Origin of the sequence: Rossellomorea aquimaris (genome assembly GCF_003315075.1) — a bacterium.
Taxonomy (GTDB): domain Bacteria; phylum Bacillota; class Bacilli; order Bacillales; family Bacillaceae_B; genus Rossellomorea; species Rossellomorea aquimaris_C.
In genome coordinates this window covers 87,813-108,955 of the sequence record NZ_QNRJ01000011.1, presented here as the reverse complement: position 1 = coordinate 108,955, position 21,143 = coordinate 87,813, and the positions used below count along the sequence as shown (strand labels likewise).

Sequence of the window (21,143 nt, the reverse complement as noted above, 5' to 3'; positions counted from 1 at the left end):
CTGGACACCCTTGCCTTCAGCTAACGGCTACAACGACCTTCACCGTTCGGGACTTGAACCCTAAAGCGTGTGCACATGCCGGGCACACCAAAAAAAGCAGGAAACCATTTGGGCTTCCTGCTTTTTCGCTCATTCTTCATGTACCGCAATACGTTCGGTAAGGGCGGTTGGATGGATCAGGCGGTGTCGCGTACTTGCACTGTTCTGTCAATAACTGATAAGGATCTTTAAGAACCTCAAGCAAACGCTCCATTACGCTGTAATCACCACTTTCCACTGCAGCTTCCAACGCTTCCTCCACACGGTGATTCCGTGGAATCACAGATGGATTACTTTTTCGCATTAACTGATGAGTTGCTTCTTTCGACTCTTCCTGCCTGTTAAGTCTCTCTTCCCAGCGTTCTTTCCATTGAACAAATTCCCGGATATTAAACAGATCGATTTGTTCTTCATTTGTTAATGCACGGAATGTATTGGTATAGTCGGCACGATTCTCTTTCATTAAACCTAAGAGATCTTTTGCAAGGGCTTCGTCCCCTTCTTCTTCGTTGAAAATACCGAGTTTCCCTCTCATTCCGTCGAGCCAGTGATCTTGATACAGCTTAGGAAATTCCATCACAGCATCCTGGGCAAGCTTCAACGACTCTTCCTGTTCCTCATGAAGAATCGGCAACAGGCTTTCAGCAAACCGGGCAAGGTTCCAGCCGGCAATTTGAGGCTGATTTCCATAGGCATAACGCCCTCCCGTATCAATGGAGCTGAATACCGTTGCCGGGTCATATGTATCCATAAAAGCACATGGACCATAATCAATGGTTTCTCCACTGATCGTCATGTTATCCGTGTTCATCACGCCATGAATGAACCCGGCCATTTGCCACTTGGCAATAAGTGCAGCCTGGCGCTTGATGACTTCTTCGAGAAGGTAAAGATAACGGTTCGGTGCATTCAAACCTTCCGGGTAGTGACGCTCCACAGCATAATCAGCCAGTGCCAGGAGATCTTCCACCGTTCCAAATTTAGAAGCAAACTGAAAAGTACCGACGCGAAGATGACTAGCCGCTACGCGGGTCAGGATCGCTCCCTGTTGTTCCGTTTCCCGGTAAATCGGCTCACCTGTAGTCACCACCGCCAAGCTTCGGGTAGTCGGAATCCCAAGTCCGTGCATGGCTTCACTGATGATGTGCTCCCGGAGCATCGGTCCAAGTCCCGCGCGACCATCCCCGCCTCGGGAATACGGGGTTCTTCCTCCACCTTTGAGCTGAATATCAAAACGCTCACCTGATGGGGTGATCTGTTCGCCAATCAGGACAGCACGACCGTCTCCCAGCATATTAAAATGGCCAAACTGATGCCCGGCATAGCTTTGAGCAAGGGGTTCGGCACCTTCGGGTATTTGATTGCCTGCAAACACTTCTGTTCCCTCTTCACGATGCAACTCTTCTAGGTTGAGTCCCAGCGACTCAGCCACTCGTTCATTCAGAACAATCAGCTTTGGCGCTTGAACAGGAGTCGGATCCTGCATTGTGAAAAATGATTCGGGCAGGCGCGCATAACTATTTTCTATGTTCCATCCTGTTTCGTTTCCCTTTGTCATGGTATCTCCTTCTTTTGGTTTTGGCTTATTTTCATTAAACAGAAAATCATAGAGATTCTATGATTTTCTTCGAGTCCAGTTCTATATATTATATTTTACACATGAAAGGGAATGTACACCACTATTACAAAAAAGTGCCCGACCCTTATAAGGATCAAGCACCATTTCCAGTGGGACAACGAACCTGTCCCTCCGTCCCATTTATTTATTTAGTGTCAAGGTCGCTACGCACTCAACATGCACCGTTTGAGGGAATAAATCAACAGGTTGAACAGCATCAAGGGTGTATCCGAATGGTTCCAGCTCCTTGATATCCGTCGCGAATGTATCGGGGTTACAGGATACATACACGATGCGTTCGGGCTTGGCACGTCCGATTCGTCTCATGACTTTTCCGCCTGCACCTGATCGAGGCGGATCAAGCATTAGTAGTTGTGGATGGCCAAAGCTCTCCAGCATTTGGTCAATTCCTTTTCGAGCATCCTTAGCGAGGAATGTCGTGTTTGAGATACCGTTATCTTCAGCATTGCGTTTCGCTGACTCGATCGAACTTTCGACGATTTCAATGCCGGCAAGTTCTCCGACTCTGCTTGCGAATGGCAGAGAAAATGTCCCTACTCCACAGAAAAGGTCGATCATTTTTTCTGTTTTCTTCGGTTGTCCCATTTCAATCGCTAAGTCAACGAGCTTTTGAGCTTGAGTCGGATTCGTCTGGAAGAACGTATCAAACCAAAGACGGAAGCGGTATCCATCCATTTCATCATAAATAAAGTCACGACCCGCTAAAAGGTGAATCTCTTCTGCTTGCGTCCGGTCCGCCCATGCCGTATTTTCAAGCCATAACAAGCTTTTGACTTGGGGGAATTTTTCACCTGCGCGGGCAACTAAGTCGTCCACTGCCTCCTGATGATTTTCAGGCGCCTCCGTTGCAAACAGACCAAGCATCAGTTCACCCGTTACAAACGATTGACGGACCATTAAATGACGAAGTAACCCTTCGTGCTCGTCCTTGTTATACCCTTTTAATCCATGGTCCTTCACCCAATCGGCAACCTCCATCGTCGCTTCCACCATTTCTTCACTTGCGATCAAGCAGGTTTCAAGAGAAATGACCTTACGGAAATTCCCTTGCTCATGCAGTCCAAGGGCACCTTCAGGAGAAAACGTAAATTCCATCTTATTGCGATAACGCCAAGGATTATCCATCCCCATCGTATCCCGGACCAGGTCAGGATCAAAGCCTTGCTCTTCCAGGGCATGCTTCACATGATCCGTCTTCTGCTTTAACTGACCGTTATACTCCCAATGCTGCCACACACATCCTCCGCATCGTTCGAAGTGCGGACAAGGTGCAGGGATTCTCTCAGAGTGGGCCTCGAGGATTTCATCCGGCATTGCCTTTCGTCTGCGGCGATCAGGCTGATCCACCGTCACTTCCACCTTTTCCCCCTGCAGGGTCTGAGGGATCGTGAGTCTCAGCTTCTTCGGATTGCCAAGCTCATTCTCCCGCCAGACCACAGCCTGCCCTGACCCTTTTTGGTCCAAATCTTCTATTGTCACAACCATTGTTTCTGGTTTGATATTCGTCAATTTCTGGTCCTCCTTGAAAACTTCTGTCTAACTTTATACTTTATTAAAAAAAGCGGGGGAATGCAACAGGGATATAGGCTCCTCACCTCCCTGCATCACCAAAGACAAATGAAGGTCCGTCCTTTAGAGCGTTAATGCTCTAAAGGACGGACCTTATTATTGCGGACAGTGCTAATAGGCTTTGTAACGCCCGAATTCTCCGGTTATATAAGCTCTCCTGCCGTTGTAGAGGACTTCCCAGTATCCCGAGCTGCTGTTGTTGCCTTTAAGGGATCCTGTGACGGGAATCTTCCTGCCCTTTGCGATGATCCCCAAGCCCTTTGATGTCAAACGGTCAGGGCGATCCTGTATGATAGCGGCATTCTCCACCCCCACGATACTGATTTCCCCGATGGCGACCGGTCCCGATGAAGGCGGCGGAGATGATGATCCCCCGGAAGATTGACCGTTTCCTTCCACCTTCACAAATTTCGGGGCTGCTGTTACATAGTACACATGTCCCCTTGAGTTTTTGACCTCATACATATATGCACCTTCCACCTTAAGCTTCCGTACAATCTCCGGAAACCCATATCCGTACTTCAAAGTGCCGGCACGGTAGGTATCCCGGAAGGTCGGCTTACTGTAAAAGTCCAATCCTTCAGCACCTTTATATATGCTCTCCACCCGTTTTCCGATAACATCCTTGATTGTCCACACTCCTTTGACATCCGTTTCAGGAGGGACCACAACGTTTCCTGCAGCCACGTAAGGAAGTCCGAAAAAATCACATATCCCACGAGCCTGCTCCCTTGCCGATTCCCTTTGATATTCTTCATTGATCATGAGCAAGGCTTCTCTTTCATTATCCATAAACCCGTTTTCCACAAGCACCGCAGGCCCATTGAACTCCCTTGTCATATGAAGATTCTGCTCAATGATCCCGCGATATACCTGCTTCGTACCCTGTTTCAAGTACTTCCCAATGCTTTCCGCGAGCCTTCTATCCTGGGCATCATTGAAATAGATATGAAGGGAATGCCCTTCAGCATCTTTTCCCGGACCATCGAATTTTCCATCAAAAGCATTAAAGTGGTTGGAAACCAAGGCATTGGCTCTCCTAGAATTGGCTAGATCTGTACGTGACTTTAATGGTGTATCTTCATCAGTCGGAGCGGTCAGTATAGTCCTGAACCCACATCTCTCCAATTCAACTTTCAAAAAGAATGTCACTTTCTCATTAAACTCATTTTCACTGATCTGTCTGCCAACCGACTGGATATAAGGTGTACGTTTTCCCGCTGTCCCGATACCATGACCATCATCTAAAGCGATCAAAAAATCACTAGCTTTTACCATTTAATCTATCACCCCTTCTACTAGTAAAATATTCATAGCTTGTACAAATGGTCACGGCCGGGGAAAATAAGCTTGAAATTCAGCCGATAGATAAAAAGGTGCCTGCCACCCACGGTTTATGTAACGGGAGGGGGCAGGCACGCATTCTATTAATTGAAAAGAAGATACAAACTAAAAAGTGGCCACTTGGTGGATTCCGAGTGTTTTTAATCGTTCCGTGTTTTCACTCACATAAAGTCCGATATCATCCGGGAAGTGGGAATCCGATGAGGTGGTGAACCTCACTCCTGCTTCAGTCAGCACTTTCAAAAAGTTGGGACTCGGACACATTTCTTTGATTGGATAACGGTAAAATAAACCAGCGTTTACTTCCGTAGCTGTATTTGTTTCCACTAATGCACGTGCGATTTTCTGGTAATGGGGCAGTAGCTTTTCTTCATCCGGTCTGAAGTTGAAGACTTTCAGATTATCGAGGTGGGCGACAAAGTCAAACAAGCCGCTGAAGATGGCCTCCTCAACGATTTGGAAGAATCGTCCGTACAGCTCTTCTAGATCATATTGCTCGAAATGATCAATGGCTTCAGGGTTATCAAAACCCCACCCATCCACGAAATGAACCGATCCTATCACATAATCCCATTTGTGCGTAGATAACAACTCTTTCAGCTGGTCATGAGAGCCCGGGAAAAAGTCTGCCTCCATCCCAAGCTTCAGCTTAATGCCGTGATCTGCCCATTTGGGTTTTTGACTTTCGATGAAGTTAACAAAGTCCCCCATGTTTTCGGTCATCACCTGCTTCAACCACCGGTGTTGTTTTTTTCCCAAGTCGGTTTCACTGATATCCATGTGCTTCTCGAAATAGTCCCGTGTTTCACTGAATCGATATAAGTGATCGACAATGCCAACTTCCTTCAGTTTTCTCTCTTTGGCTTTTTGTAAGTATAGATCCAGCCATTCGGATGAATAGGGACCCTTTTCTAAACGCCCGCTCAGTAGCTTGTGGCTGGATTGAATCCAGTTTCGATGATGGACCCCTTTGTCAATCGGATGAAAATGCTGCAAAGCGCGGCTTGTACGTTCAAGCCATCGAAATGAGTAGGGGCCTTCTTCCAGGTGTACGTGGTAATCGACAGTCATGGGGTCTCCTCCTTATGGCGAAATCCATTTTTTTAATGTATGGAGTTTATTTTTTTGCCACTCCCTCGGCATCGGGGCATCGCAGACAACATAATCAAGTTCATTCATTGAACCAATCCGGCAAAAAGAGGTCCGGTTCAGTTTGGAGGAATCGACCAATAGATATAATTCCCTCCCCTGCTTCATGACGGCTTCAGAAACCAGGGATTCTTCCAAATCATAATCGAATATGTCTGTCATGGTGGCTCCACCGCAAGATAGGAACACTTTGTCAAATTGAAAATGGCGGAGCATTTGGATGGTCAATGCCCCTGCCACCGATTTCTGTTCAGGATTACTCATCCCTCCAAGCATCACGAGCTTGCCATCAAATATCTTTGCTTCAAGGCTCTTATTGATGATTTCCGCTGCAGCAAGTGAATTGGTGACAATTGTCAGACGTTGAAGCCCAGCGAGTGCATGGGCCAGTTGATAGGTCGTGGTGCCAACATCCAACATGATCGTATCCCCGTCCTGTACATACCGGGAGGCAAGTTTTCCAATCGTCCGTTTTTCCTCCAGGTGGACATTCATCTTTTGGCGGAACAACGGCTCCTGCACGGGTGGAACGTATTTCACCGCTCCTCCATGGACACGGGTGAGACGGTTTTCTTTCTCAAGGATTGCCAGGTCCTTCCGGATGGTTTCAGGTGTCACACCCATTTTTTCTGATAATTGTGTGACGTATATTTTCTCATCCACATGAAGGATGTCTTCTATTAATTTGTGCCGGTCCGATGCAAATGCACTCATGTCAGTGGGATCACGTCCTCTTTTTGGATATATAGAATGACTTCACCATCAGGCGTCAGTCCCATCTCTCTTTGCTGCAGCAAATCGGCAGAAAAGGTCACAGAGTTCGACTCCAACGTATAGCGTACGATGCTTCCTAATACAGCGATGTCTTTCACCACAGCTTTTATGGCATAAGATTGTCCAGATTCCGTTCTCTGAAACGCTTCAGGACGGATGGCGTAAAGACTGTGGTCAGGAAGGGCTGCCGGTCCCAGTAAGGCATCGAGCTCACCTGCACCAAGGACATTGTAATGACCGATGAATCTTGCGGCAAATTCCGTAGACGGATTCATATAGATATCATGAGGATGTCCGCTTTGAACCATTTCACCCTTGTTCAACAGTACGATTCGATCACTTACGATCATGGCTTCTTCCTGATCGTGAGTCACAAGGATCATCGTGATGCCGAGTCTTTGCTGAATCGATCGTAACAGCTGTTGCAGGTTTTTTCGGATCTGCGCATCAAGGGCACTGAGTGGTTCATCCAACAGAAGGACTTTCGGCTCGACGACGACGCTTCTCGCAAGAGCCACCCTCTGCTGCTGACCGCCGGATAATTCATGTGGAAATGCCTTTTCTTTCCCTGTCAGTCCTACCAGTTCAATGATATTCATGACTTTTTCATGGATTTCGCTCTTCTCCATTTTCTTCATCTTCAATCCGAAGGCGACATTTTCATACACATTCATATTGGGAAACAGGGCATACGATTGAAACACCATTCCCACTCCTCTGTCCTTCGGTGATACATTGGTCACATCTCTTCTATCAATCAAAATGGAGCCTTCTTCTGGTGTGACAAGACCTGCAATCATCCTGAGGAGCGTACTTTTCCCGCAGCCGCTTGGACCAAGGAACGTCACAAGCTCCCCTTTCTCGATTTCGAGGTTCATATCTTGAATGACCGTTTGGCCTTCAAAGGATTTCTGGATTTGATTCAATGTGATAAAGCTCATGTTAGAACGACTCCTTTTTACGCTGGGCAAATTTCACAACCAGGCTTGATAGGATACTGATGAATACGAAATAACACACGACGATGGCACTGGAAAAGTGGCCACTTTTCTTTAATTGCTGATACAAGTAAATTTGTACGGTTTCATAACTACCACCGACCAATAAGTTTGCCAGGACGAATTCCCCGAATAGAATCGAGAATGAAAGGAGGGCTGACACCAGGATTCCCGTCATGATATTGGGAACGATGATTTTCCTGAAGGCCGATATTTTGGATGCCCCCAGCAGTTCAGCCGATTCCATCAGGGATACGGCATGAATGTTTCTGAGACTATTGCGGGTACCTTGATACATATAAGGCATGATTCCGATGAAATACGCACCGACCGTCACCAGGACCATCGGCACCCCGACTTTCGAATACGCCCTTAACAGCCCTACGGCCATAATGACTCCCGGCATGGCATAGGTGAGAAGCACAATTGCCTGCAGCCCTTTTTCCAAACGTGGGGCATAGACGACAATGGCGAATATCGCAGGCACCATGAATAGTGCTGAAAGAACCGTGGCTCCTCCTGAAAGCATAAGGGAACGTAGGACGGCTGAAGTGAATGCTCCATCACTGAATAGCTCCGTATACCACTTGAACGTGATCCCTTCAGGCAGAACGGTTTGATTCCATTTAGTCGAAACCGAATATAAGAACGTCGCTACTAATGGAACGATAAGATAAGCAAACACAATGACCAAGGGGACGAACGATAAACGACTCTTCTTCATCCGACATCCCTCCTTACCTTTCTTGTGAGCCATTCATTGATTAACATCGAGACAATCAGCGTTACTCCCAGTAACACGGCAAGGGCGCTTCCAAGTTCCGGCTGAGCAAAGATATCCCCTGAAATCAAGGCTCCGATCCTGATGGTGGCCAGATTGTACGTACTTCCTGTCAGGGCATAGGCCGAGGCATATGCGCCCATTGAATTCGCAAATAAAATGCTTGATGTACCCGCGACGCTCGGTAAAAGGATCGGAATGCCGATGCGTTTCCAGAACGTAAGCGGTGACGCCCCGAGAAGATAAGCCGATTCCCGCCACTGCTCCTTAATGCCGTGGAACGCCGGGAACATGAGCATGACGGCCAGGGGCAATTGAAAGTATATATAAATCAGTATGAGGCCTGTCCATGAATACAGATTAAAATGATTCAGCAAAGCGACATCCAGTTTTTCCGCTAAAATCGTGAACACGCCGCTATTCCCCAATAAGACGATAAATGCGAAAGATAACGGAATCCCGGCGAAGTTTGACGTCAAATTTGCCAGTACGAGAATCCGGTCCTGGGTCTTTTTGTGAAAAAACGTAATGGCGTATGCGGCAAAGAGTGCCAGGATGATCGCCACGACGGTAGACGAAATCGAAATGATGATGCTATTTTTAAATGATTGATAGTAATAGGGATTTGTAAAAATCTCCATATAGTTAGCCAGGGAAAACGACGCTTCCCCACCCTTTGTAAAACTGGCATGAACCATCGACAGCAATGGAACGATCAAGAATAATAGAATAAAGACCACTAAAGGAACCATTGTAAGAAAAATACCGGATGTCCTCTTTTTCATGAGTATTCACTCCTTTTACACCATTGTGCTAATGATCAGGGTGAAGGGAATACGTGCCCATTCACCCTGAGTAGGACTACAAACCCTCAGTGAGGCCAGGAATCGTTAATTCCTGCATGGCAGGTGACGGTTGAATGTTTAATAGTTTGCAAAGTAATGGTGCGATTTGAAGCTGCGGGACTTCCTGTTCATAGATTCCCGCTTCGAGTTTCGAACTGATGACGAATAACGGGACTTCCCGATCTTCCTTCGTCGTCCCTCCATGCTGACCATCCTTGTTCATTCCATGATCGGCAGAAATGATGATCTGATATCCTTCCTCGATCCAGTCGGGAAGAATCGAAGCAAGCATGACGTCCACGGCAATCACACGATTTCTGTAACCGGCGGAGTCTGCCGTATATTTGTGTCCGTCATCATCTACATTCATGCTGTGAATATAGAGGAAATCAGGATCTTTCGTCGTTTTCATATAGTTGGCATCGGCAAATAGATGCGTATCGGGATAGTGATCCTCCCAGTAGAACATCCCGTTTTGAATGGCACCATTCCCATCAAGCTTGATGCGGTCCGTCATGGGATTGAATGGAGCGGAATGATAGAGTTCACTCACCCAGTGGTAGCTTGCCGTTGCATTCTTCAATCCATTTTTACTCGTCAGATGAAAGATGCTCTCTTCCTTTGAACTACACACGATTTGATTGGACGTGATCCCGTTTTGGTAAGGAGGTGTTCCCGTCAACAAAACTTCGTAAAGGGGCCGGGACATGCTTGGCACCTCTGAAATGACCTTGAATCGTGAAGCCTGTCCCTTTTCCACCAAATGATGGAGGTATCCCATATTGTCCACAGCCGTGTCAAAACGAAGACCGTCGATCATGATGAAGATCAGCTTATCGTTAGTTGACATGGACCAACACACTCTCCTGCCATTTTTGCGGTAGGGCTTTTGTGGCCTTTTCCCATGCGTCTGCATCCTCGACCGGTCGTACATTCTTATACATGCTATCAGGAAGAAGCTTTGCTTTTGCATCTTCAGGTAGTTCTACATCTTCACGAATCGGTCTTGCATATCCACGGGCAAGGTTTGCCTGTCCCTCATCAGATAAGATGTATTCACGTGTCAGCATCGCTGCGTGTGGATCCTTGGCATTTTTATTGATGACATTCGCATATCCCGACACGACAGATGAATCAGATGGAATCACGACTTCAAAGCGATCCTTATCGATCTGGTCACGATAGTTCAGTGCATTGAAATCCCACACGATGGCAACATCTGTTTCCCCTTTCTCCAACGCCGTCAGGGAAGGATCCGTCGTCTGCAGGCGATTCTGTTTCGCGAGCTTCTCAAAGAACTCGATACCCGGTTCAATATTCTTCTCGTCCCCACCGTTTGCAAATGCTGCTGCCAGGACAGCGAACTGAGCCTGATTGGCTTTCATCACGTCACCTACATCCACCTTATAATCACCCTTTAGAAGGTCACTCCATGAAGAAGGAGAATTCTTCACGTTATTCTTATCTATAATGAAAGCCATGGTTCCGGTATAGCCAACCACCCAGTCTCCATTGTCATCTTTCGCCCAATCGGGGATTTCATCCCAGTGAGTAGGTTTATATGGAAGCGTCAGTTCCTTCTCTTCAGCAAGAGGTCCAAATGCCACACCGACATCTCCTACATCGACATTTCCTGTTTCAAACTTCGCAAGCTCTTCGGCACTCGACATGTCCGTATCTGTATGCTTGATATCATACTTCTCTGTGATATCCTTCCACGTCTGCCCCCAGTTCGCCCATGAATCCGGCATTCCGACTGAGTTCACTTCCCCTTCTTCTTTTGCCTTCTTCTCTATTTGCTCCAATGATAGATTACTAGTATCGATCTTGCTTCCTTCTGCGTTATCATTTCCAGAACAGCCCGCCATAAGGAAAGCGGAAGTCACCCCTACAGTTAATACCTTCAACAATGGATTCTTCTTCATGGATGTCTCCTCCTAGTTTTGAATCATTTTTGTTTTCTTTTGTTTCACACACTCATCATAAGAAAACAAAGTAAATAGAAGATTAAACAAACGTAAAACTATTCTGAAATAACGTTAAGTTGGTGTAAAGGGTTCGGTGGTGAGGGTGGTGAATGGCTTTTCACAAGTAGATTCAATTCTTTTGATGGTTGGTTTTATTTGAAATTATAGTCATACGGGTTTTGTCCCGGAAACCACAAAAAAATAAAGGTGCCTGACCCCATTGAGGAGGTCAGGCACCTTTTTCTATAAAGATAGTCGGACGGTCAATCCGTCCTGATTACTTCGCTTCCAATCGACTGATCCGATCATCCAGATCAGGGTGTGTCGAGAAGATCGCTGACTTTCGTCTTCCATTGATTTTCAATGTAGAGATGGCTGTGTCATCTTCACCCTTCATACGACTCGAGTATGCTTTTAACATTTGCAGGGCATGAACCATCTTGTCCTTACCTGCAAGGTCCGCTCCACCACGATCAGCGTGAAACTCACGGTGACGGGAGTAAGCGAAGACGACTAAACTTCCCAAGATTGAGAACACGATCTGGAATACGATCACGGCGATGAAATGCACGATTGGTGCCATTTCTTCCCTTGCAAATCGGGACGCTATCCATGCAGCGATTCGTGCCAGGAAGACAACGAATGTGTTGACCACACCTTGCAGTAAGGTCATCGTCACCATATCCCCGTTCGCAACATGGGCCACCTCATGGGCGATGACACCTTCAACCGCGTCATCATCCATCTCACGGAGTAATCCTGTCGAAACGGCAACCAATGAGCGTTTCTTAGAAGGCCCCGTTGCAAATGCATTCACTTCAGGAGAATGGTAGATTCCCACCTCTGGCATGTGCACTAAACCAGCCGCTCTTGATAAACGATGGACTTTCTCCACAACTGCCCGTTCCTCAGAAGACAAGGCTCCATTCGGATCCAACACTTGGACACCCATCATTCTCTTCGCCATCCAGCGTGACATGGCCAATGAAATGAATGCTCCGGAAAAACCGATGATCGCACTGAATACTAATAATGCGCCGAAATCAATTCCGCCTGAGGCATTGATGTAGTTCCCTGCTCCGGTGACGGAAAAAATGATACTAATCGTCAATAATACTAAAACGTTCGTTAAAAGGAAATAAAATATACGTTTCCCCATCTTGTCTCCTCACTCTCATTTCAAGTTCATATGAACCTGTATCTGGAATTCATTATACGTCCTTTTCAGGCAAAATACAAGTAAAAGGTGAAATTGACGAGACCCCATCGAACCAGTAGTATAGAAGAAGATATTGTAAAAGAGACGGGGGAATCATGATGAAAACGTTTATACTGACACGTAAAAATATGGCCGACCTGCTGCTATCACTGAACGGCACAAACGACAGGTCCCCGATCAAGGTGCTTCAGGATGCGTGGATGAATCTACATAAAGAGAACGACCTCCCTCCCATCATTCAAAAAATCCTCAAACCAGCAAAAGGAGAAACCGGTTTTTCACTCAATGAAATCGTCTCCCTGGGAAATCACATCGAATTCACCAACTTCCCCCAGAGTACTGTCCAGAACTGGGTGAAGCGCGATGTGAAAGGGCTGATCGGTTCCCCCCAGCTGGGAAAAAAATATACCATCGAACAAACGGCCATGCTGTTCATCGTCGAAGACCTCAAAGCTACCTTGGATTTCGAATCCATCCGGAAGATCCTGACCCTGGTGTTCAACAACATAGAAGACCGTACGGATGACATCGTCAATCCCACAGATCTTTACCTTGCCTATGCGTCGGTCTTTGACCAAATCCACCATCGATCACTCCCGACGATGAAGTCTACCGCTTCAGGCTCTGTCAATGAATTAATCGATCAATTCATTCATCAGGAATGCACGGCCATGCTCTCCACCTTTAACGGGATCAACGAAGATAATCTCAGCATCGTACTCAATGTCCTGATCATATCCGTACTGACGGTTCAGGCAGGATTTTATCAGGCAACAACGAAGAAATATGTTACCGATGCATTATCTTAACATGAGAGGGACGGACCTTCATTTGTACAAATGAAGGTCCGTCCCTCTTTTGATTATATTATCTCAATCCATAAGCCTTAATAATTTCTTGCGTGATCTTATTTCCTTCATCATCCCACGCACTCGCCTTCTGAAACTTCTTTTTCCTGTAAAGGATTGTTTGAGTGGTTTACAGCCGTTATCTTCGACTTTTCGATTTTATTTTTAATTTGAAAGGAAAGCCCTCCCTTTTCACCGGTCATTCCGAACCAAATCGGCATACGATTCACGTTCGATCACGACCCGTGATTCCCCATCCTTTACGAACACAACGGCCGGGCGGGGGATACGGTTATAATTACTCGCCATGGAATACCCGTAAGCACCCGTACTGAACACCGCCAGTATATCTCCGTAATTCGTAGGCGGAAGCATCAGATCCCAAATCAGCATGTCACCGGATTCGCAGCATTTCCCGGCGATGCTCACAAGCTCCGTGCATTCCTCTTGTGGACGGTTGGCCAGGACCGCATCGTATTTTGCCTGGTAAAGGGCGGGGCGGATATTATCCGTCATTCCCCCGTCAATCGCAACATATGTGCGCACATCAGGAATGATTTTCTTTGAACCAACTTTATACAAGGTAGTTCCCGCTTCTGCCACCATACTTCTTCCCGGCTCTACCCATACTTCAGGGAGCGGATATTCATTTTTGGCAAAATAGTTTTTTACACTATCCGTTATCCCTTTGACATAGGTCGGAATCGGCAAAGGCTGGTCTTCTTCGGTGTACCGGACACCAAATCCACCGCCGATATTCAGCACCGGCATCGTTGCGTCTAAATCAATCCGGATCCGCTGCATGAAATCAGCCAATACCTGGATCGCCTGATCAAAGCCCGCTTGTTCAAAAATTTGGGATCCGATATGGGAATGGAGGCCGAGCAATGAGAAGTATGGCTTTCTGATTGCAAGCCCAATCGCAGTGGCCGCCTGTCCATTGGAAATGCTGAATCCGAATTTCGAATCCTCCTGACCCGTCGTGATGTATTCATGGGTATGGGCTTCCACGCCTGGTGTGACCCTGATCAGGATCTGAACCTCTTGTTCCCGCTCTTTTGCCAGGTCATGCAGCAGCTCAAGCTCAAGGAAACTATCGACGACAAAGCAGCCGATTTCAGCCTCAAGTGCCATGATGAGCTCCTCTTCCGACTTGTTGTTCCCGTGGAAATGGATGCGTGCTGCCGGGAAGCCTGCCTCCAATGCCGTATACAATTCCCCGCCTGAGACAACATCCAGGGATAGGTTTTCTTGTTCCGCCAGGCGCACCATTTCTTTACAAAGAAACGCTTTGCTCGCATAAGCCACCTGGTACTGCAATCCACTTTCCTTAAATGCCTCCCGGAACAATTTCGCATTTCCGCGGATCATTCCTTCATCGTATACCATTAAAGGCGTCCCATAGGTTTCGACCAACTCACCCGTACTCATGCCACCGATTTCAAGATCCCCACTTACATTCACATCAACTGTACTCATATCCTAAACTCCTTTAGACTCTCTAAAAAAACACAAAAAACCGTATGAAGCAGATGCTCATACGGTTATTCATCAAAGTTTACGGAAACAAGATGAAGACAATGTATTAACATCTCTTCAATAGTGCTCCACAACTTTTGCATTGTGACAGTCCAGCATTTCTTCAATGCTGGCCCAACAAAAAATAGAATTGGCTATTTTCTGCTTCGGCGATCTGCCTTTCCCAACTTATCTCAGAATCCATTATTCTCAAAGAAGGTACTCATCATCCTCGCGCCTCTATTATCAGAGAGTGACGTATTATTTTGTTTGAATTACTATACCATTCTCTTGAAAAGGTTGTCAATTGGTTTTAGGAGAAATCCCTGGGTACAAAGGGATTTCTTGTACCCTTTATTTCAGATTGATTTCGAACGGTTTCATCTCAATCGGCTTATCATTACTACTTAAGGTGGCGAATGGAACAATTAGAGAGTAGTCCTCAAGGTTGGCATCCTGAGGCAAGGTAAATGTAGACTGATAACGGAGAGTATCCTTATCCACTGTTTTCGTTTTATTACTTCTGACCATATGATTCAGCATCTCATTATAATCAAGTTCATCCTTTGCATTTCGTTTAATATCTTTGGATGGGATCACCTGAACGAATTGAGCAAAATTCTCTAAAATGTCATATTTGAATTGTTTTTCTTTGATGTTATCAATGGTGAAATCGACTGTCACCTTCCCTTTTTCGTTTTGGATATCTTGTACCGTGACCTGATAACCAAAACGAGGGCTCTTCACCTGGAATGAAGGTAAATCATTCAATGAGATGATGCCGTCTTCATCTACTCGCTCCATATCAGCCCGGACTTTCAGCGACTGGGCCTTATCACTGAGTTTACTAGTGAACAGCTCCCTGACAGTCTTTTGATAATCACCGTCAATTTCTTTGATATTCAGTGTCTCTGCACTGGACTTTGATAACCGGTTCCCTAAGTCATCAAACACAATCAGATTTAACGTATCCTTCCGAGACTCCACGGAATAGGTATACTCCAGTGTAGTCGTAGCTTTTCCTTTAGTGACAGACTTTACTTGCAGCTCAAATTCCCCATCTGCCGATTCGGTTCTAACATTTGTTTGGATCTTTTCAGATGGAATCCTCTTGACCGGTACATCAAAGGTCCAGGTCCCGTTTACATCTGCCATATGGGTGAACGTTAACGGAAGGGTGAAGTTTTCCGGCGGTTCTTTCCCATCCCGGTAAAATTCGATCGAGCCTATGAACTCATCCCCGTCTTTTTTAAGACCCGAACTTCCCGATCCCCATTGATTCTGATCCTTCCCGTCGAAGAGATGATAGCTGTAGCCGCTCACCGGACGATTTCCTTCGTCCATATGTTCGATGGAAAGGTCATCACCCTTCGCCTTGAAGGTAACTCCGATAACGTTCCCGTCATAATATGTGCTTGTGATTGTCACATCGACGCCGCTTGAGGTGGCGGCCTGATTAACTTCCGTCACTTTATCTCTGAAATAGAGTTCTTTTCCGACATCGGAACCGACTTTTTCATAAATGCCACCCAGTACAGGCAACTTAGCCAGTGCATTGTTCACAGGTGAGAATAGGAAGCCCGATACGAGTACCATGGAGGCAGCAGCTGTGGTAAAGGCGGCACTTATTTTGGCCGTTTTTTTCCGGACCTTTTGTTTTCTGCCTTCTTGGATCCCTGTTGAAATCGCCTCAAAAACCTCTTCTTTTGGTACATCGATACTGTTCATTTCTTCCTCAAACCATTTTCTGTCCATACTGATTCACTCCTTCCAACAGCTTTCTCAATTCCAATTTCGCACGGTGAAGATACGTCTTGACCGTCCCTTCAGGCGTATCCATTGTTTCTGAAATCATCTTGATTGACTGACCCTGAAAGTAAAATAAGATAATGACGGTTTGATAATGCTGATTCAAGGATGCCATGGCCGTAATTAAGTCAATCCGCCCTTCTACGTCCGATTCTTCTGTCACGAGGGCGGTAGCAAGAAACTCATCCCCTGTCAGCACGAGCCGGTTTTGTTTCTTCAGAATGCTGTATGCCGTATGTATTAGGATCTTGATCAGCCAAGTGCTGAAATACTCTGGATTCTTCAACCGGGCTATCGAGGTGAATGCTTTACAAACCGTCTCCTGCACAACATCCAGAGCATCCTCTTTATTTCTTACATACAGAAATGCCGTCCGGTACAACTTCTCACTTTCTGAGTGGATCAGCCTTTCAAATGCCTGTTCATTCCCTTTGATTGCTTTTTTTACGAGTTTTACATCCATTGATTAACCTCCTGTCATTCATTAGAGTCGGGTGGGGCGGGAAAAGTTTCATGGGATTTTTATGGGTGTCTTGCGATGTAGATCGAGGTTAGTTACCATTTTTTTCAAAAAGACGCATAAACTATGAAAAACGACGCAATTACTTTGAAATCGACGCAATAAATTTAATAATGACGCAATTCACCCTGAAAACGACGCAATCATGGACGATTTCGACGCAATTACGTTGAATGGACGGGGTCATCCCCCCCCCAAGATTGAATGAAAAGAATTCAAAAGCCAAAGAAAGATTGAAAAAAACCTTTTTTATCTTCCATCGTAGGTATTCCACTTAAAAAAGAAGCTTATCCGTCTCGATAAGCTTCAATCCGCCCGTCCCGTATAAATCATCACAAAGTGGAGGACCGCTTCTATTGATTCCATATTCATGTAACTATGGCTTTTATCCGCATGGAATTTGATCGAGTCATACTGACCGAGCTCGAATACGTCATCCTGCACCTTCACACGTACTTTTCCTTCCATGACGGTGACAAATTCAATCACCCCGGGCTGGTGGGCGTCCGCACGGTACTCACTGTCCGGTTTCAGGAAGGCCCTGTGGGTTTCCAATGAGCTGTAGCCAGAGGAAGTAAACATCGGTTCCAATGTCAATGACTCATTGGCACTGATCACTTTGCTCCCTTCATTTCTCCGGGAGATCTGGACTTCTTGTTTTTCCACGAGGAGGGCCGAGATGGGGATCGCGAGTCCGTTCGCGATTTTCCATATGATCGTGAGGGATGGATTCGCCTCTCCCCTTTCAATCTTGCCCAAAGTCAATGTGCTGACATCTGTCATAGCCGCAAGATCCTGGAGGTTGAGCCCACGCTCATGTCGTATATGTCTCAGTGTCATCCCGACGTGCCGAGCCAATTTTTCCGGGTCCTGCCAAGTCAAACCGTCATTACTCATAATCCTACCTCTTTCTATAGACAATGTATGTAAGTATATTATAATATATATTAAATAAACTATAGTATATGTATTGGAAAGGAGTGTTCCTCATCAAAGAGCTTGCTCTCGGTGTCATTTCATCTATGTTCTTTGCCGTCACCTTTATTCTGAACCGGTCCATGGAGCTCGGTGGTGGAAGCTGGATGTGGAGTTCATCCCTGAGATTCCTGTTCATGCTCCCTTTCCTTTTTCTTATTGTAGGTTTAAGGCAGAATATAAATCAAGTCTGGATTGAAATGAAGAAGAAACCATTTGTATGGCTAACGTGGAGCTTTGTCGGGTTTGTCCTCTTTTATGGTCCTATTACCTATGCGGCAGCATATGGGCCGGGCTGGCTTGTAGCGGGCACGTGGCAGTTTACCATCGTCGCCGGCATCTTACTCGCTCCTTTGTTTTATACTTCCGGGCCGGTCAGGCGAAGGCACTCCATTCAAAAAAGAGCTTTGGCTATATCCTCCATCATTTTAGTTGGGGTTCTCTTGATTCAACAGGAAAATGCCAGTGGATTGTCCTTTTCTGAAATGGCCTTTGGGATCTTACCTGTGATCATCGCAGCCTTTGCTTATCCACTTGGAAACCGGAAGATGATGGAGGTGTGCGGCGGCAAGCTTGATACCTTCCAACGTGTGCTCGGGATGACGATCGCAAGCACTCCTTTCTGGCTGATCTTAGGATGCTATGCGTTCTTCGAGGTTGGGGCACCCAGCACGCCGCAGGTGACACAATCCTTTATCGTCGCCATATGTTCAGGTGTGATTGCGACGTCCCTATTCTTCATCGCCACGAATCAGGCAAGGCACAATCCCGGGAAGCTTGCCGCAGTGGAGGCGACCCAATCGACACAGATCCTGTTTGTCATCATAGGAGAAGCAGCGATCCTGTCGGTTCCACTTCCATCAGGAATCGCCCTGATCGGCATCCTCCTGATCATCGCGGGAATGATCATCCACACCATAAACGTGAAAAAAATAAATACCGGAATGGTCAAAGCCGTTAAATCGGTCAGCTAAAAAAAAGGAGGGGCATCCTGGATGCGCCTCCTTTTAGTGCTATTTAAAGACCTGTCTTCTCATCCACTGGGTCGCAGCCCATTTATCTCCAATGACAACCGGTGCCCCGCCATGAAGCGTCAAATCGTTCAGCTCCTGATTATCATAGAAATATTCGAAGTAGACCGCCATCCCCTTTTGCGGAGAAACAGAGAAATTCAATTTAGGAAAGTACGTTTCCCCGCCTTCCTCTACGTCATTCAAGTACATGACAAGGGTGCTGATTCTCGGATTCTTCACCGGCCGGGATGATGCTGAGAAGAAATCGAAGTGAGCCTTGTATTCCTGACCCGGTTTATAGTTAAGGATTTGAAGACCTTCCCCGTGCTCCACAGGTATATTCATAATTTGAGAGACTCGCTTTTCGACTCTTGTCACAACGTCATGTTCGCCTTCTTGAAGAAAAACGCTGCTGCTCGTTCGAAGCTCATCTACTGTACGGGTATTCCCTATCTTCGAACGCTGCACACGATCCTTTGACAGCTGGATGAGTTCATCACATTCTTCATGACTCAGCACATTGCCAAGAACGACGATCAGCGGCTCCTCCACTTTCGCGATGATTTGAATATCCCGGTCTTCCGTCTTGATCTTATTCCCCGTATGGTGAAAAATCGTTTGTTCCTTTACAGCTATTTCAGTAGTATCCATTGTCAACTTTAATCAACCTCTTATCGTATTTTTAACATTCTGAATTTTTATGTTAGTGGAAGCATTCTTGTATTCTTCCAATCTGGAATAACGATCGCAACAATAGGCGTAACTGTGGATTTTATTCGGCTGTTTCCTCCTGCGTGTGTATTTTCATATATTTTACACCCGGGATGAGGGGAAATCTATCTTTTTTTTGATGAAAAATAAGGGATCTGATGGGATTGTGAGTGATGGCAGGATTGGCGTGGATGCGGGGGCGTCACAGAAAAGACACGTATGGGGTTTATGTATCAAACTCATAAAAAAAAAGACTGCCGAATCGAATCCGACAGCCCCTCAAATTTATTTCTTCAATCCTTCATACTGCACCAAAACTTCCTTCACAATCTCACTATCCTCATCCAGTCCGCTCACTTCTTTCAGCACATGAGCCGGACCGTGCTCCTTGATCATACCTTGAATTTCCATCGCTTGTTCATCCTCAGGATTGTCAAACAATAGCGCTGCGGCAATCGCCTTGGCAAGATAAGAATAAGAGAGCCCCGCTTTTTGAGCCTCGGTTGTCGGACGGATCAAACGGTCATCGGGACCAAGCTTCCTGATCGGTGCGCGCCCTACACGGGTCACATCATCGTTCAGGTAAGCATTTTTGAAGCGTTCGATGTTTTTATCAATATAAGCAAGATGCTCGTTTTCATCAAGACCATATTGCTTCACAAGGTAGGCACCTGTTTCTTTCAACGTTTCCTTTACCTGTGCGGCGATAGTCTGATCTGCCAATGTTTGATCGATCGTTGACTTACCTCGAAGGTAACCCAGGTAAGCAATGACCGCATGCCCTGTATTCACCGTGAACAGCTTACGCTCGATGAATGGAGCTAAGTCCTCTACAATCGTCATCCCTTCAACAGAAGGGATCGTTTCCTTCGTTTCCACCACCCACTCATAGTATGGTTCAACGAGGACATCCAATGAACCTTGATCCTGCATCGGAACAATGCGATCAACGGCTGAATTGAAGAAGAAAACTTTGCCTTCAAGCTTACTTATCGTATCTTCATCAAGATTTTCTAAAATATGCTTTTTCAAAATATCGGTGGCACCAATCTGATTTTCACACGCAATTACATATAACGGCTCATCTGAAGACGCTACATGCTTGGCAATTCCTTTTGCAATCAAGGGAGCGATTCTCGGAAGGATGTTCGGTCCGATCGCCGTCGTCAGGTAGGTGGAGCGTACAATCGTCTCGATGACCTCCCCTTCCTGATGGAGATTATTCAGACCGGAAACATTTTCGATCGTTTCCGTTTCCTTCGTTTCCGTTGCAAGCTTCACCTGGTATCGACCTTCTTCATTCAGCTTGTTGATCACCTGTTCGGCGATATCCACAAAGGTCACGTGGTAACCTGATTGGGAAAACAATGCTCCGATAAACCCTCTGCCTATGTTACCTGCTCCAAAATGTACGGTTTGTTTCAA

The 21,143-nt window shown here is 46.2% G+C and carries 19 protein-coding genes and 1 riboswitch; of the genes, 2 read left to right on the top strand and 17 right to left on the bottom strand.

What is annotated here, in order from left to right; genetic code table 11:
- Positions 1 to 136: 136 nt before the first annotated feature.
- The 11 genes from DET59_RS14555 to htpX all read right to left on the bottom strand — a co-directional run bounded on the left by DET59_RS14555 (position 137) and on the right by htpX (position 12,264).
- A complete protein-coding gene (locus tag DET59_RS14555; protein WP_113970365.1) occupies positions 137 to 1,597 on the bottom strand; it encodes a protein adenylyltransferase SelO in 1,461 nt (486 codons plus the stop codon).
- Positions 1,598 to 1,798: 201 nt separating this feature from the next.
- Entirely contained in the window at positions 1,799 to 3,163 is a 1,365-nt protein-coding gene (gene rlmD, locus DET59_RS14550; RefSeq protein ID WP_397540949.1) for a 23S rRNA (uracil(1939)-C(5))-methyltransferase RlmD, read from the bottom strand.
- A 195-nt stretch (positions 3,164 to 3,358) separates the two neighbouring features.
- Positions 3,359 to 4,525, bottom strand: coding sequence for an N-acetylmuramoyl-L-alanine amidase family protein (locus DET59_RS14545; protein ID WP_113970363.1), 1,167 nt, complete (start codon positions 4,523 to 4,525; stop codon positions 3,359 to 3,361).
- Positions 4,526 to 4,696: 171 nt separating this feature from the next.
- Positions 4,697 to 5,662 carry a histidinol phosphate phosphatase domain-containing protein gene (locus tag DET59_RS14540; RefSeq protein ID WP_113970362.1) on the bottom strand — a complete coding sequence of 322 codons (966 nt, stop codon included), beginning with the start codon at positions 5,660 to 5,662 and terminating at the stop codon, positions 4,697 to 4,699.
- Between the two features lie 12 nt (positions 5,663 to 5,674).
- Positions 5,675 to 6,454: a DeoR/GlpR family DNA-binding transcription regulator gene (locus DET59_RS14535; RefSeq protein WP_113970361.1), complete on the bottom strand. Its 780-nt coding sequence runs from the start codon at positions 6,452 to 6,454 to the stop codon at positions 5,675 to 5,677.
- Positions 6,451 to 7,455 (bottom strand): ABC transporter ATP-binding protein, encoded by a 1,005-nt coding sequence (locus DET59_RS14530; protein ID WP_113970360.1) that lies wholly within the window; start codon positions 7,453 to 7,455, stop codon positions 6,451 to 6,453. The genes DET59_RS14535 and DET59_RS14530 overlap by 4 nt, the downstream gene beginning before the upstream one ends.
- 1 nt (position 7,456) lies before the next feature.
- Positions 7,457 to 8,236 carry an ABC transporter permease gene (locus DET59_RS14525; RefSeq protein WP_113970359.1) on the bottom strand — a complete coding sequence of 260 codons (780 nt, stop codon included), beginning with the start codon at positions 8,234 to 8,236 and terminating at the stop codon, positions 7,457 to 7,459.
- Positions 8,233 to 9,078: an ABC transporter permease gene (locus tag DET59_RS14520; RefSeq protein ID WP_113970358.1), complete on the bottom strand. Its 846-nt coding sequence runs from the start codon at positions 9,076 to 9,078 to the stop codon at positions 8,233 to 8,235. The genes DET59_RS14525 and DET59_RS14520 overlap by 4 nt, the downstream gene beginning before the upstream one ends.
- Before the next feature lie 76 nt (positions 9,079 to 9,154).
- The gene (locus DET59_RS14515; RefSeq protein WP_113970357.1) at positions 9,155 to 9,988 is read right to left on the bottom strand and encodes an alkaline phosphatase family protein; all 834 of its coding nucleotides are present in this window, start codon (positions 9,986 to 9,988) and stop codon (positions 9,155 to 9,157) included.
- Positions 9,978 to 11,063: an ABC transporter substrate-binding protein gene (locus DET59_RS14510; protein ID WP_113970356.1), complete on the bottom strand. Its 1,086-nt coding sequence runs from the start codon at positions 11,061 to 11,063 to the stop codon at positions 9,978 to 9,980. The genes DET59_RS14515 and DET59_RS14510 overlap by 11 nt, the downstream gene beginning before the upstream one ends.
- Positions 11,064 to 11,382: 319 nt before the next feature.
- On the bottom strand, positions 11,383 to 12,264 hold the full coding sequence (gene htpX, locus DET59_RS14505; protein WP_113970355.1) for a protease HtpX: 882 nt from the start codon (positions 12,262 to 12,264) through the stop codon (positions 11,383 to 11,385).
- 158 nt (positions 12,265 to 12,422) lie between these two features.
- Between htpX and DET59_RS14500 the strand changes: the two genes are divergently transcribed.
- Positions 12,423 to 13,133, top strand: coding sequence for a DUF1836 domain-containing protein (locus DET59_RS14500; RefSeq protein WP_113970354.1), 711 nt, complete (start codon positions 12,423 to 12,425; stop codon positions 13,131 to 13,133).
- 231 nt (positions 13,134 to 13,364) lie between these two features.
- Here the strand turns inward: DET59_RS14500 and lysA are convergent, their stop codons facing one another.
- The 4 genes from lysA to DET59_RS14480 form a co-directional block, all read right to left on the bottom strand.
- The gene (gene lysA / locus DET59_RS14495; RefSeq protein WP_113970353.1) at positions 13,365 to 14,651 is read right to left on the bottom strand and encodes a diaminopimelate decarboxylase; all 1,287 of its coding nucleotides are present in this window, start codon (positions 14,649 to 14,651) and stop codon (positions 13,365 to 13,367) included.
- Positions 14,652 to 14,764: 113 nt separating this feature from the next.
- A riboswitch (Lysine riboswitch) is annotated at positions 14,765 to 14,941 on the bottom strand.
- A 103-nt stretch (positions 14,942 to 15,044) separates the two neighbouring features.
- Entirely contained in the window at positions 15,045 to 16,445 is a 1,401-nt protein-coding gene (locus tag DET59_RS14490; protein WP_113970352.1) for a DUF4179 domain-containing protein, read from the bottom strand.
- Complete coding sequence (locus DET59_RS14485) at positions 16,426 to 16,962, bottom strand: sigma-70 family RNA polymerase sigma factor (protein ID WP_113970351.1); 537 nt, start codon at positions 16,960 to 16,962, stop codon at positions 16,426 to 16,428. Before DET59_RS14485 ends, DET59_RS14490 begins: the two co-directional genes overlap by 20 nt.
- Before the next feature lie 363 nt (positions 16,963 to 17,325).
- The gene (locus DET59_RS14480; protein WP_113970350.1) at positions 17,326 to 17,916 is read right to left on the bottom strand and encodes a helix-turn-helix domain-containing protein; all 591 of its coding nucleotides are present in this window, start codon (positions 17,914 to 17,916) and stop codon (positions 17,326 to 17,328) included.
- Positions 17,917 to 18,008: 92 nt separating this feature from the next.
- On the opposite strand from DET59_RS14480, the gene DET59_RS14475 reads away from it, so the two are divergent.
- Positions 18,009 to 18,968 (top strand): DMT family transporter, encoded by a 960-nt coding sequence (locus DET59_RS14475; protein ID WP_113970374.1) that lies wholly within the window; start codon positions 18,009 to 18,011, stop codon positions 18,966 to 18,968.
- 39 nt (positions 18,969 to 19,007) lie between these two features.
- Here DET59_RS14475 and DET59_RS14470 read toward each other — a convergent pair whose 3' ends face one another.
- Together DET59_RS14470 and DET59_RS14465 are read right to left on the bottom strand one after the other, a co-directional pair.
- Positions 19,008 to 19,658, bottom strand: coding sequence for a 2OG-Fe(II) oxygenase (locus DET59_RS14470; RefSeq protein ID WP_113970373.1), 651 nt, complete (start codon positions 19,656 to 19,658; stop codon positions 19,008 to 19,010).
- A gap of 345 nt (positions 19,659 to 20,003) precedes the next feature.
- Entirely contained in the window at positions 20,004 to 21,143 is a 1,140-nt protein-coding gene (locus DET59_RS14465; RefSeq protein ID WP_113970372.1) for a mannitol-1-phosphate 5-dehydrogenase, read from the bottom strand.

Coding starts and splice junctions, on each gene's coding strand:
- DET59_RS14555 (WP_113970365.1), bottom strand. CDS start 1,597: ATGACAAAGGGAAACGAAACAGGATGGAACATAGAAAATAGTTATGCG.
- rlmD (WP_397540949.1), bottom strand. CDS start 3,163: ATGGTTGTGACAATAGAAGATTTGGACCAAAAAGGGTCAGGGCAGGCT.
- DET59_RS14545 (WP_113970363.1), bottom strand. CDS start 4,525: ATGGTAAAAGCTAGTGATTTTTTGATCGCTTTAGATGATGGTCATGGT.
- DET59_RS14540 (WP_113970362.1), bottom strand. CDS start 5,662: ATGACTGTCGATTACCACGTACACCTGGAAGAAGGCCCCTACTCATTT.
- DET59_RS14535 (WP_113970361.1), bottom strand. CDS start 6,454: ATGAGTGCATTTGCATCGGACCGGCACAAATTAATAGAAGACATCCTT.
- DET59_RS14530 (WP_113970360.1), bottom strand. CDS start 7,455: ATGAGCTTTATCACATTGAATCAAATCCAGAAATCCTTTGAAGGCCAA.
- DET59_RS14525 (WP_113970359.1), bottom strand. CDS start 8,236: ATGAAGAAGAGTCGTTTATCGTTCGTCCCCTTGGTCATTGTGTTTGCT.
- DET59_RS14520 (WP_113970358.1), bottom strand. CDS start 9,078: ATGAAAAAGAGGACATCCGGTATTTTTCTTACAATGGTTCCTTTAGTG.
- DET59_RS14515 (WP_113970357.1), bottom strand. CDS start 9,988: ATGTCAACTAACGATAAGCTGATCTTCATCATGATCGACGGTCTTCGT.
- DET59_RS14510 (WP_113970356.1), bottom strand. CDS start 11,063: ATGAAGAAGAATCCATTGTTGAAGGTATTAACTGTAGGGGTGACTTCC.
- htpX (WP_113970355.1), bottom strand. CDS start 12,264: ATGGGGAAACGTATATTTTATTTCCTTTTAACGAACGTTTTAGTATTA.
- DET59_RS14500 (WP_113970354.1), top strand. CDS start 12,423: ATGAAAACGTTTATACTGACACGTAAAAATATGGCCGACCTGCTGCTA.
- lysA (WP_113970353.1), bottom strand. CDS start 14,651: ATGAGTACAGTTGATGTGAATGTAAGTGGGGATCTTGAAATCGGTGGC.
- DET59_RS14490 (WP_113970352.1), bottom strand. CDS start 16,445: ATGGACAGAAAATGGTTTGAGGAAGAAATGAACAGTATCGATGTACCA.
- DET59_RS14485 (WP_113970351.1), bottom strand. CDS start 16,962: ATGGATGTAAAACTCGTAAAAAAAGCAATCAAAGGGAATGAACAGGCA.
- DET59_RS14480 (WP_113970350.1), bottom strand. CDS start 17,916: ATGAGTAATGACGGTTTGACTTGGCAGGACCCGGAAAAATTGGCTCGG.
- DET59_RS14470 (WP_113970373.1), bottom strand. CDS start 19,658: ATGGATACTACTGAAATAGCTGTAAAGGAACAAACGATTTTTCACCAT.